3 protein-coding genes are annotated in these 13,919 nt (G+C 38.0%); 2 read left to right on the top strand and 1 reads right to left on the bottom strand.

The annotated features are described in order from the left end of the window. The first annotated feature begins 158 nt into the window (after positions 1-158). Positions 159-6,944, top strand: a complete 6,786-nt coding sequence (locus QM382_RS03540) for an SspB-related isopeptide-forming adhesin (protein WP_414272468.1) — start codon at positions 159-161, stop codon at positions 6,942-6,944. A 146-nt stretch (positions 6,945-7,090) separates the two neighbouring features. On the opposite strand, the gene QM382_RS03535 is transcribed toward QM382_RS03540, so the two are convergent. Next, the gene (locus QM382_RS03535; protein WP_414272467.1) at positions 7,091-11,143 is read right to left on the bottom strand and encodes a glycoside hydrolase family 66 protein; all 4,053 of its coding nucleotides are present in this window, start codon (positions 11,141-11,143) and stop codon (positions 7,091-7,093) included. A 261-nt stretch (positions 11,144-11,404) separates the two neighbouring features. On the opposite strand from QM382_RS03535, the gene QM382_RS03530 reads away from it, so the two are divergent. Beyond that, a partial coding sequence (locus QM382_RS03530; protein WP_414272466.1) for a GbpC/Spa domain-containing protein occupies positions 11,405-13,919 on the top strand: 2,515 nt, incomplete at its 3' end.

The following is a 13,919-nucleotide window of genomic DNA, read 5'->3' as shown; positions in this document are numbered from 1 at the left end:
AAGTAAACGATTTCAGGAGCACATAATTATTTGAAGTTAGGTCAGAGTTATGGTATGATATAAGGGCTAAAGTTAGAGAAAAATATTGTATTTTAGATTCAAATATGGTATAATTCCTCTGCTAATAGTAAAATAATATAAAAGGAGAACTTATCAAAATGATAAGAAAGGAACAACAACGTTTTTCTTTGAGGAAATATAAGGTAGGTGTTGCATCCGTATTTTTGGGAACAACTCTTAGTTTTATGTTAGCAAATGGAGGTACGGTAAAAGCTTCTGAACTTCCTACACAACCAAGTTCTGAAGAAAAAACAGAGTTGGTGAAAAAGGATAGTAGCGAGGGTTCCTCTAAAAAGGAACAGAATATTGTAGAAAATGTTGCAACAACTGAGCTTGCTGAAGGAAACAAAGCAGAAGAAGCTACACCAGCAGTAACTGAATCAAAACCAGCTACAGAAGAAACTGCCAAAGTGGAAGAGTCTGCTAAACCAGAAGTTGCTGAAGGAGAAGCTAATAAAGCAGAAAACACTGAAGAATCAAAACCAGCAGCAACTGAATCAAAACCAGCTACAGATGAGTCAAATAAACCTAAAGTTCGTAACCGTCGTGCGACTACGGAAGATGCAGTTTCTGGAGATCACAACACTAAACCAGTAAGTGTTAGTACTTATTTAAAAGACGGTGAGACTGTTGATCCATCTATCACTAGTCCTAACGGGGCTACTGTTAAATCACAAGATGTACCAGCTGGTTATTCCAGAAAAGAAGGTGACTACTATACATATAGTATTGTAGACCTTACTAAGTTCAATGAACGTTATAATACAAACTACTATACACGTGCATATAAGAATTTTGATGTTACTACAGACACTACGGTTGAATTGATTGATAAAAACACTGGTAATGTAGTAGAGACTAGAAAAATCACAGCAACAAGTGGAATTCAAAAATTCACTACTACTAAAACGGCATCAAATGGTGAACTAACTTGGCAAGTTGATTACAACCCAGGTACAGGAGCAGGGCCGGGTAAAACTGACCAACCATTTATCCAATTAGGTTATGAAGTTGGTGCAAGTATTCAAGCTTTAGTAAATCCAAAGAATGAAGCTGAACAAAAATTATATCAAGATGTTTATAACGCTCGTACATCAACTGATATTATTAACGTTGTAGAACCAGCTTATAATGGTCGTACAATCACAGATACAAACGCTAAAATTCCAATATTCGTTGATAAAACAACTTACTACAGAGTAGTTGATAAAAATAACCCAACATTTAACGCTAATAAAACAGATAAAACTGTTCAAGATTACGTACCAAATGGTAATGAAGTAGACTTGGCTAGATATACAACTAAAGCCATGGAAGGACAAAACTTCACAGCATCTGGTGAGCGCCAATTTGATGGCTACAAATTGTATCAAACAGCTGATGCAAACGATAAATCAGGTTATGTGAGTCGTCCTTACAAAGTTGGAACTAAATTCATGGACGCTGAGCGTGCAGGGATTAAACGGATTAAAGAAATCGTAGGGGAAGATGGAACTGTAGTCGTTCGTGTTTATCTTCTAGATCCAAAACAACAAAGCAAACGTTCTGATGGTACATTGAGCACTGATGGATACATGTTGCTAGCAGAAACTAAACCGATTAAACCTGGTGATTATAACAAACAAGAATTAAATGTTAAGAAATCACCTCTTAACACAATTGCCTTCACCGGTAATGACGGTGTAAACCATCCTAATGGAGTAGAAGTTCCATTTGACTTCCAAAAAGCTGCTGGATATACACCGTATAAAACGGTATTCGTACCATTCTTAGGAGATGGTATCGGACACCTTTCACCAAATAGTCAATTAGGAAATGGTGCATATGTACAAATAGGTACAAACGTTGACTTGCTCAACTCATTGACACCATACAAGCAACCAATTTATTACTATGTCAAACAAGAACCAGTAACAGTCACTCCAGAAGTTGAAAAACAATTGGACGGACGTGTCTTGACAGACGGCGAGTTTACTTTCAAATTAACAGAAGAGAAAAGTACTCCTGATAAGCACGAAGAAACTGTTACCAACAAGGATGGAAAAGCTACATTCAGCAAGCTTACTTTTAACAAAGCTGGTACTTATAAATACAAGATCACTGAACAAAAAGGTTCTGATACTAACGTTGACTACGATGCAATGACTGTTACCATGACAGTTACTGTAACTGAGAACGCTCAAGGTGATTTACAAGCTTCAGTTAAATACAGTGCTGAAGGTGGATTCAAATCAAGTGATGATGATAAAATCTTCAACAACTATGTTGTAGCTCCTGTTAAAGTGAAATTTGACTTCACTAAGAAATTGGCTGGTCGTGAACTTAAAGATGGCGAATTCAAGTTCATCCTTAAAGATGCAAACGGTCAAGAAGTTGAAACTATAGCTAACAAAAAAGATGGAACTGTAACATTTACTGAATTGTCATTTGACAATACGAAGATTGGTACACATACCTATACTGTAGAAGAAGTTGTTCCAGCATCGAAAGAAGCTGGTATGACTTACGATACGATGAAGGCAACTATTACAGTCAAGGTTGCTAAGAACGGTCATACACTTACTACAGTAACAAGCGTATCATCAACTGGTGGTGTAGATGATAATGGAGCATCAACTGAAGGAACGGAAGATAAAGTATTCAACAACAAAATCACTCCTCCTGAAACACCTGTTTTCCAACCAGAAAAATTTGTACTCAACAAAGAAAAGTATGACATCACTGGTACTAAGTTGGTTGATGATGACAACGAGTTAACGGATGAGTACACAGAAACGAATGCAGATCCGTATGCTGATAAAACTACTAACAACGAAGCAGAAAACATCAATACTAAGACAGTTGAACGTGGTGAAAAATTAGTTTACCAAGTATGGTTAGATACTAGAAACTTCTCAGAGAAGAACAATATCCAATCTGTTGGTATTTCCGATACTTATGATGCTGGAAAAGTAACAGTTAATGCTAGTGATATTAAGGCATATGATAGTGTAACTGGCGAAGATGTAACGGCTAAGTTTGACATTAAGGTTGAAAATGGTGTCATCACAGCAACTTCTAAGTCTTCTATGAACAAGTCTTTAGGTGATGCTGATAATACTCAAGTTATCGACACAACTAAATTCGCCTTTGGTCGCTACTATAAATTCGATATCCCAGCTACTGTTAAAGCAGATGTTAAGGCAGGAGCTGATATTGAAAACAAAGCCAACCAAATCGTTCATGTCTACAACCCAGTAAGTAAATCTGTAGAAAAACCTGAAAAACCAACTCAAAAACGTGTCAACACTGTACCTGTTACAGTTGATCTCAAGTTCACTAAGAAGTTGGAAGGTCGTACTCTAGCTGCTGGTGAATTTAGCTTTGTTCTTAAGAAAGACAATGTTGCAGTTGAAACTGTTCAGAATGATGCAGAAGGTAAAATTACCTTTAAGACACTCAAGTTTGGTAAAGATGATTTTGGCAAGACCTACACTTATACTGTTTCAGAGGTTGCAGGTACTGATTCAACAGTAACCTACGATGATATGGTTGCAACAGTTACAGTGAAGGTAGACCATGATGGTACTGCTAAGGCAATCGTAGCAACTGTTAAAGACGCGCCAGATAAAGAGTTTAATAACACTGTGAAACCTCCAGAAGAACCTAAGTTCCAACCAGAGAAATACGTTGTTTCTGAAGAGAAATTCGATATCACAGGTGACAAGCTTCTTGACGATGATAAAGAGTTGGCAGATAAGTACGCAGACACAAATGCGAACCCATATGCGGACGATGCGTCAAACAACGAAAAAGAAAACTTGAATACTAAGACTGTTAAACGTGGCGCTAAATTGGTTTACCAAGTATGGTTGGATACTACTAAGTTTGACGCTAACAACAAGGATAACATCCAATCAGTAAGTATTTCTGATGACTTCGATGAAACTAAGGTTGATGTAGATGCTTCAGCTATCAAGGCTTACGATTCAGTAACTGGTGCTGATGTGACTGACAAGTTCGATATCAAGGTTGAAAATGGTGTCATGACCGCAACTCTTAAAGCTGACTTCACCAAGTCACTTGGAGACGCAGACAATACGCAAATCATCGACACAACTAAATTTGCCTTTGGTCGCTACTATAAATTCGATATCCCAGCTACTGTTAAAGCAGATGTTAAGGCAGGAGCTGATATTGAAAATACTGCAAGTCAGTTAGTACATTATTACAATCCATCAACTAAGAAGGTTGAAAAACCAGTTAAACCAACTGAAAAACGTGTCAACTCAGTTCCAATTGAAGTCGAATTCAACTTCACTAAGAAACTCGAAGGTCGTGAATTGAAAGCTGGTGAGTTCAGCTTCGTATTGAAAGACTCTGAAGGAAACGAAATCGAGACTGTCAAGAATGATAAAGATGGTAAAGTGAAATTTGAACCACTATCATTTATGAAGGGTGACGAAGGTACTCATAAGTATACTGTAGAAGAAGTAGCTGGAACAGATGCGACAGTAACTTACGATACAATGAAAGCTGAGATTACTGTTGAGATTTCTTACGATGGAAAAGCGAAAGCACTTGTGAAGACAATGACAGACGCTCCAGATAAAGAGTTCAATAACACTGTAACTCCACCAGAAGAACCTAAGTTCCAACCAGAGAAATATGTATTGGATACAGCTAAATTCTCAATTACGGATAACAAACTTCTTGATGATGATTCTGAATTGGCAGACAAGTACGGAGATACGAATACAGATCCGTATGTAGATAAAACTGATAATAACGAAGCAGAAAACATCAATACCAAGACTGTTAAGCGTGGTGCTAAGCTCTACTACCAAGTATGGCTTGATACTACTAAGTTCGACGCAGCTAACAAGGATAACATCCAGTCAGTAAGTATTTCTGATGATTTCGATGAAACGAAGGTTGATGTAGATGCTTCAGCTATCAAGGCTTACGACTCAGTAACTGGCGCTGATGTGACTGACAAGTTCGATATTAAGGTTGAGGCTGGTGTTATGACCGCAACTCTTAAAGCTGGTTTCACTAAGTCACTTGGAGACGCAGACGATACACAAATCATCGATACAACTAAATTCGAGTTTGGTCGCTACTATAAATTCGATATCCCAGCCACTGTAAAATCAGACGTTGAAGGTGGAGTAGACATCGAAAATACAGCAGCGCAAATTGTAAACTACTACAACCCATCTACGAAGAAAGTTGAGAAACCAGAAAAACCAACTGAAAAACGTGTCAACTCAGTTCCAATTGAAGTCGAATTCAACTTCACTAAGAAACTCGAAGGTCGTGAATTGAAAGCTGGTGAGTTCAGCTTCGTATTGAAAGACTCTGAAGGAAACGAAATCGAGACTGTCAAGAATGATAAAGATGGTAAAGTGAAATTCGCTAAACTTGAATTCACTAAAGCCCAAGTTGGAACTCATAAGTACACTGTAGAAGAAGTTAAAGGATCTGATGCGACAGTCACTTACGACTCTATGAAGGCTGAAATCACAGTAGAAGTTAAATACGATGGTACAGCTAAAGCACTTGTGAAGACACTAACTGATGCTCCAGATAAAGAGTTCAATAACACTGTGACTCCTCCAGAAACTCCTGAGTTTAACCCAGAAAAATATATTCTTAACGAAGAGAAATTTGACATTACTGGAACTAAACTTCTGGATGATGATAAAGAGTTAACTGATAAAGTAGCTGATACCAACAAAGATCCATATGTGGACAATGTTGATAATAATGAAAAGCAAAATATCAATACTCAAACACTCCATAAAGGTGATAAGGTTGTTTACCAAGTATGGTTGGATACAACTAAATTCACAGAAGGTCACAATATTCAATCTGTAGGAATTACAGATAAATATGACAGCGAAAACTTGGATGTTAATGTATCTGAAATTAAGGCTTATGATTCAGTAACTGGTGAAGATGTAACAGCTAAGTTTGATATCTCAATTGTGGATGGTGTCATTACTGCTACATCTAAGGCTGACTTGACTAAGTCTCTTGGAGATGCGGAAGATACACAAGTAATTGATACTACTAAGCTAGCGTTTGGTCGTTACTATAAGTTTGATATTCTTGCACGTATCAAGGACACTGCTAAGGAAGGTGTAGATATTGAAAATACAGCTTCTCAAATCGTTCACCAATACGATCCAACTAAGAAATCAGTTGAAAAACCAGAAAAACCAACTGAAAAACGTGTTGTTAATATCCCAGTAAAAGTTGAATTCAACTTCACGAAGAAATTGGAAGGTCGTGCGTTGAAAGCTGGAGAATTCAGCTTCGTATTGAAAGACAAAGATGGCAACGTAATTGAAACTGTAAGCAACGATGCAGAAGGTAAGATTAAGTTCTCAGCTCTTGAGTTCAAACGTGGTCAAGAAGGCACTCATATCTATCATGTAGAAGAAGTGAAAGGTACAGAGGCTGGAGTTGAGTATGACAATATGGTAGTGACTGTTGGAGTTACTGTAACTAAGGATGGTAAAGTGTTGACCCTTACTTCACAAATGCCTGAAGATACTGAGTTTAACAACAAGGTAACACCACCAACACCACCAACACCACCAACACCACCAACACCACCAACACCACCAACGCCGCCAACGCCGCCAACGCCGCCAACACCGCCAACGCCACCAACACCACCAACACCACCAACACCACCAACACCACCAACGCCGCCAACGCCGCCAACACCGCCAACACCGCCAACACCGGTAGCACCACCAACTCCGGAAAAACCTAAAGGTCGTGAGTTGCCAAATACTGGTGAGCAATCTAAAGTTGGATTAGTGGCTCTAGGTGCAGCACTTGGTCTAGTAGGTCTTGGTTTAATTGCAAAACCAAAAAGACGTGAAGACTAAGATTGAGATAAGATCAATATTTTGGTATTGAAATAGCAATTTTAGCTCTAAAATGAAGAGGCTTTGCTCGTAAGAGCAAGGCCTCTTTGTTATTTTCTTAAAAAAACCCGAGGACTTATTCCTTGGGTTTTTAAAATTATAGTAGTTTAATCTTGTTTCTTTTTATAACCGACAAGACCTGCAAATCCAGTGAGAAAAGCAAATCCAAGATATGCTAATTGGGAATTTTGCTCTCCTGTTGCAGGTAGCTGACTACCAGGTTTAATCAAAGTTCTTTCTGATTGTATTGACTCTTTTTGGCGTTCAGAACCTTGAACTTGAACTTGAGTTTGAGGTTGAACTTGAGTTTGAGGTTGAACTTGAGTTTGAGGTTTAGGCTGAGTTTGAGGTTTAGGCTGAGTTTGAGGTTTAGGCTGAGGTTTAGGCTGAGGTTTAGGCTGAGGTTGAGGTTGAGGTTGAGGTTGAGGTTTAGGCTGAGGTTGAGGTTGAGGTTTAGGTTTAGGTTTAGGTTTAGGTTTAGGTTGAGGTTGAGGTTGAGGTTGAGGTTGAGGTTGAGGTTGAGGTTGAGGTTGAGGAGTTGGTAATTCTTTGACTTTGTATTCAAAAATCAGATCTGTAGTTCCTACTCCGACTTGGCCTGATTGTTGTGCACTGCTAATACGTTCGTATGTTTGACCATTATAAGAAATTTCGTCCGGTGCAACAGCAATGTAGGCAGAACCGTTATCTGCATTTGAAGCAATAACGATAGCTGGTTGCAATTCAGTTGTGGTGTTTTGAAGGACAAATCGTGCTATTACATTTCCTAAAGCAAGTTTGTAGTCATAAATGACTGTTTTATTTCCCTTAGATACTGTTCCTGAAACATCAGCAGAACCCTCACGATGACCAACTAAATTATAGACTAGACCGTCTTTGGTAATGACTTTTGGTGCATCTGTAATATAGTTCGTACCAAAGTCTGCGTTTTCAGAAACTGTTTGAGAGTCTTGTAATTCGGTATCACTGCCTATAATGAGGAATTGTACCGTCACTGATCCTTGAGAAATGGTATAAGTAATTGATGTATCATTAGTAGCAGAAGTTGCAGTTGGAAGAAGGTATCCCTTTGTTTCATCAAGTGGATCTACAAAGGTTAAGATTTTTCCAGTTGCATCTTTTGGTTCTAACCCTTCAATATATGGTAAAGTTGCAGTTGGCGCTGAAATAGCAGTTGGATTAGAAGAATTATTTAAATATGGAATCTCTTTAATAGCATTTGATGGTTCTTTTCCTGATGCATAACTAATTGTATAAACACCGACTGGTCGGTAGACAACAATATCAGAAATGTCATCAGATTCAGCTAGGATTCCAGTATGACCTCCAGATTTATTAAGATCAGGAGAGATTGTTGCATTTGATTCTTTAGATACGACAACATATCCATTTTTGACTGGATTTTCATAATCTGCGAAAGTAGTACCGTCTTTAGACACCCAATCTTCAAGTGTTGTTTCTCCAGTTACCAAATTGATAGTTCCTTTTCGGCTAAAGTTTAAACTATCTGTTTTTGAAACGATGTCAGCTTCTTGACGATTGTGTCCATTCTTATCTTCAGTAACATAGGTGATAGTACGAGTTACTTTTTCTGATAAATGATTGAGATCACTAATAGATTTTCCATTTGGAGCTTTAGGAGTTGGATAGATGCTACCATCGATATCTCCTGGAACAACTTGGCCAACTTGAATTGGTTGTGTTTCAGAAAAATCTACAATTTTTGGTGTAAAGCGAACGATGAATTCCTGTACGCCATCACCATTAATGTTTGAAGCATCTCGGTCAAATTTTACTGGTCCATTTTTATCAAATTCGTTCTCAACTAGTTTATAACCTTGTTTCAGGTATTTAGCAATCGTATCTTTTGTTGAGTAGTCAATTTTTTCACCAGTATGACCAACAAAGTCTTTTGAACGTTCCAGTTCCTTGCCATTTTCATCTTGATAAATTACACGGGCAACCTCATTGAGTTTGACATAGAGCATATCCCACACATCCAGGCTAGGAACATCAATTGCAGCCATCCATTGTCCCGCACCGCTATCGTAATATACGTTGGCAGTAGTTTCACGAAGTTTAATATTATACTTTCCTTCTACAGCATCTGGGGTAGCCCAATAGATATTAGCATGTTCAGCCTGATCTTTTGAAATTTTACCAAGTGGCACAAAAGCTTGGATGTTAGTCAGTTTGGTAGTGGAATTAACAGCACTATTCCATTTGTTTTCAGTAATTCCAACAAGATTAATTAAATGAGCAATTCGGTCACCAGTTTTAGTTTCTTTTGTGATGGTATAGACAGTGCCTGGTCGAACACCATCTGAATTATCAAGATTAGAACCGATAAAGTTACCATCTACAAGAACATTTGTATTGTCTCCAATACGGCGAGTATCATGTGCTAAAGTTTCGCGTCCACGAAGGAGTTCTTGGTAGGCAACGATAAATTCTTGGTAGTTGAATTCTGCATTAGCAAAATCAGCATTGACTGGTAAGTTTTGATTGAGGTACCATTCAGCCTGAATAACACCAAAACCTTTTTCATCTTGAGATGTATTGAGAGCAGCAGTGGTCATATGATAACCTCCACTTGCTGCAATAATTGCATCTGTTAGTAATTCATTGTCTTTGCTGAGTTTTGTTGCATTTTTTTCACGGTGAGTATAAGCAGCGATAATTGGAGATTTTCCGTTGTATAAATCTCGCATACGCTCAGTCAAGCGTGTTAAGGCTTGATAGGTAGAATCATAGGCGATGCTATCTCCCCAAACTTCCGCGTAAGGTGCAGAGACATTGGTTTTTCCTAATCGATCAGCATCTCCAGTAGAGATATCGTTGATCATGAAGTCATAGCCTTCTTTTTTGAGGGCCTCTGTTGCAGCTGCGGCTAGTTTTGGATAGTTTTCACTTAAAGAGAAAGCTTTTCCAGGTTCGTTAACTTTTTCAACCAAGTTAGTCCCCATAGTGTCCCCTTGCCAACCATCGAAGCCGCCTTCTTTCATGGCTTTTAACATCACATTGATGATAAAGTTTTGCCAGTTTGGATCTCCTGGATCAAGAAATTGTTGGATATCAGTCGCTGTAACATCACCAGTCTTTCCAAAGTTGAAGTGATCTTGCAAGTTGCGTACGATCGCACTTTTTACTTGGTCTGGGATTTTCTCATCAAGAGACACAGCGTAAATCATATTATAAAGCATAGCTTTAGCGCCAGTTGAATGGACATGAGAAACCAACTCTTTTACAGCTTCTGTGTCAATAACCGGTAAGTATGTTTTACGTTTTTCGGGATCTGTTTCATCTTTCGGAATCAAGAAAGTAGCCCAATCTTGTGTGAATCGTTCAACATTTGCTGGGAATGGGTTAGCAGGTGTATTATAAACGTCGTAGAAGAAGTAGTTATTGATGTGCATATTGGCCAATTGGTCAATACTATTTTTATATCCTTCCACTTGCTCTTTAGTGATCGAATTGTGATTGTCTTTTGAACCTGCTACAACACCATAACGTGGATATACAGTCCAATCATCTTCGACTGATAGCCCAGCTACTTTGTGAAATTCTTGTTTTCCATCAGCATTCTTTCCAATAATGTCAATGAGATAACCAGAATTTGGAGAGAAAACAGAGTTTGGAATGACAAGTGAATTTCCTGGAGCATTTTTCAACTCATAAATAACTTTGTCTAAATGAGACACTGTCAAATCAGACGAAGTTACGTCAGGATTATTGATTGAGATGCTAACATCCTCGCCACTTTTATATGTGGCTTTGTTAAATGTTACATCGTTTTGGATTTTTGGAGTGTTATAAGTGCTTGTTGTAGATGAAGTACTAGCCGTTGTGGGTTCAGTTGCACTTGCAGTTTGAGGCAAAGATGATGTCTCTTCACTTGAAGAAGTCTTTGGGGTTTCCTCACTAGTTGTTGTAGTAGGTTGCTCACTAGTGGTCTCAGTACTAGTGGCTGGTTGACTTGATGTAGTTACGTTTGTTGTTGAAGTTGTAGTTGTAGTTGTAGTTGAAGCAACTTCATCTGCCATAGCAACAGAACTTAACATCAAAGAACCAAAGACCGTAATCATAGATACAAGTACTTTATTTCGCTTACGGAAATAGCCGTGACCTTTTTCTTGAGAAAAGTTATTTGAAGATTTCATTATATCCCCCAATCATTAAATTTTGTTAGTTGAAATTATACGACATATCATAGGAAAATGTCAACAAAAACGTAAATTTTTTGAAATCAAAATGAAAAACCCCTAAAAAAACCCCTAAAAATAAAGTGAAAAAAGTTTGAAAAAAATATATAAAAATACTTGACTTTTTAAATTATTTTTGTTACGATTTTTCTGACTTCGAAGAACAAAAATTCTTTTTGCTTGAGAAGCATAAAAAAACCATTTAAAAAGGAGTTTGTCATGTCATCGTTAAAGAATAATAAAACGATTAAATATGCCTTGAGAAAAACCTCAGTTGCCTTTGGTTCTGTTGCAGTTGCAACAGTGATTGCTGTTGCAGGTATTGCTACAGTATCTGCCGATGAAACTTCATCAGCAACTACACCGGTTACTTCAACTACAACAGTAGCTGGAGAAGAAACAAAAGAAGTTGCGGTTCCAGAGAAGTTGGAAGAAGCTAAAACTTCTGCCACAAAAGAAGGTCTTGAAGTTAAAGAAACTGAGACTAAAAAGCAAGACTCTGAGGAAGTTGCTGCTAAAGATTACGAAAAACAAGTTACAGCTATTAATAAAACTGTAGCTGATTACAAAGCTGAAGTAGCAACAAATCAAGAAGCTTACGAAAAAGAAAAAGCTGAAGTTGATGCTAAAAATGCTGTTGCACAAGCAAACTACGATAAAGAGCTTGCAGCTTACAACGAAAAACTTACTGCTTATAAAAAAGAATTGACTGAAAAATCAGCAGAAAAAACAGCAGTAGAAAAGAGTAATGAAGAAGCACGTGTTGCTTATGAAAAAGCGCTTGAAGAATATAACACAGCTCTTGCAGCATATAATGCATCTGTAAAAGCAAATCAAGAAGCTACTGAAAGTAATAAATTAGCTCAAGCAGATTATGAAGCTAAATTAGCTGAATACAAGACTAAAAAAGCTGTTTATGATGAAGCGCAAGCTGCTTACTTGATTGAACTTGAAATTTACAACAAGAAAAAAGCACAATACGATGATGCTAAAGATGCCTTCAATAAGATGGTTGCAGAGCGTGGAGGAAATCCTGAGAAATACAAACAAGATTTGACATTCCTCTCTGAAGAACTTGCTGATGGCGAAACAACTAAAATCACACACCAAACAACTGGATTAACAACTTACTTGACAAAAGAAGGTCAATCTCGTATGTACGGCGATGGGAAAGCTACAAAAATGTATGAAACAAAGAATCTACAAGATTCTGATTTGACAACTACAAACCCATATGCTAACAATGAAATTGAGTGGGGAGTAGTAAAAGTCGGAGACAAATTTGATGTTACATACACAGGACTTACTCAAGCTAAAATTGTAAAAGGTAGCGAAGAAAAACGTATTGCAAAAGTTGTTTATAAATACGAAGTGAAGAGCCTTCCATCATCAGATGGAAAAGGAATCGTTCAAATTTATAACGATCCAGCGGTTACAATGACAATTGGTAGCTCAACTGATACTGAAAACCCAGTTACAGTTGGTGTTGACATTGAGTTTTATGATGAAAATGACCAATTAATTGATTTGTCACAACATAATGCAATCCTTGCCCTTAACTCACTTAACCACTGGAATGGTGCATCTTATGTTGAAAATGACAAACCTCGTCCTCTAGTTGTTGAAGCTAAAGATAGCGAAGGCAATACAGTTCGTGGAACTTGGGATCCATATTCAGATGGAAGTGAACCAAAACTTGATGGTGCAGACGTTGTTGTGAAAAGCGGTAAAGCTGACTTCGGTAGTGCAGAAGTTGATATCAATGCTGATAATCCTTTGAAAATTGTTGCTCAAAAAGCAACATGGGATAATGATGCTTTTAAAGTAACTGAAGAAACAACAGTTGATGCTACAACAGTGAACGCATCTGGTGGCGGAAATGGTCACTCAGTTGGTACTGAAGATTACACATTTGGTGATAAATCAGATGTTATCGGTTCTTACACTGTAGACGCTACATCAGGTGTTTTGAGATACACACCAAAAATGAAACACCAAGATACTCCTCACGTTGAGTCTGTAAACATTGGTGACAAAGAGTTTATTAAACTTCCAAATTCAAGTGTAGACCAAGATTCATCTACAAAAGAAGTATCTGCTAAAGAACAAAACCAATACATGGATCAAGGTGCTACATTTAATGCAGACTCTTCAAGTCAAACTAAGGGTTGGGATGATCCTACGAGCCCTTACCTTTACTATGGTGGTGCTGCTGTTATTTTGAAAGATGGTCATCTTGAATTTACAGCAAAAGGTGCTAACGCAACAGGCGAAGCAACTCTCTATTGGTTCTCTATCAACTCAAACGTTGGCTTCCCTCAAGATCCAGGTGAAGAGCCAGTTAAACCAACAGAACCAACACCTCCAGTTAAACCTGAAAAACCAGAATTGACAGAAGTACCAACTGTTAAAGAAAAACCAGTTCCACCGACAGAACCAGAATATAAAACTGTACCTGTCTTACCAAGTGAACCGGTTAAACCAGAAGCACCTGAGTTGGTGAAGGATCCTGTTAAGAAAGAAACAGAAAAACCAGTTGTTGAATGGAATAAAAATGTTGTGCTTATCAAGGAAAATGAAAAACCACAACCTAAGCCAGAACCAAAACCAGAGCCTAAGCCAGAACCAAAACCAGAGCCTAAGCCAGAACCAAAACCAGAGCCTAAGCCAGAACCAAAACCAGAGCCTAAGCCAGAACCAAAACCAGAGCCTAAGCCAGAACCAAAACCAGAGC

Origin of the sequence: Streptococcus infantis, assembly GCF_047465185.1 — a bacterium.
Classification (GTDB): domain Bacteria; phylum Bacillota; class Bacilli; order Lactobacillales; family Streptococcaceae; genus Streptococcus; species Streptococcus infantis_O.
The sequence above is the reverse complement of the archived record's forward strand: the minus strand, read 5'-3'. Positions and strand labels throughout refer to the sequence as shown.

Coding starts and splice junctions, on each gene's coding strand:
- QM382_RS03535 (WP_414272467.1), bottom strand. CDS start 11,143: ATGAAATCTTCAAATAACTTTTCTCAAGAAAAAGGTCACGGCTATTTC.
- QM382_RS03540 (WP_414272468.1), top strand. CDS start 159: ATGATAAGAAAGGAACAACAACGTTTTTCTTTGAGGAAATATAAGGTA.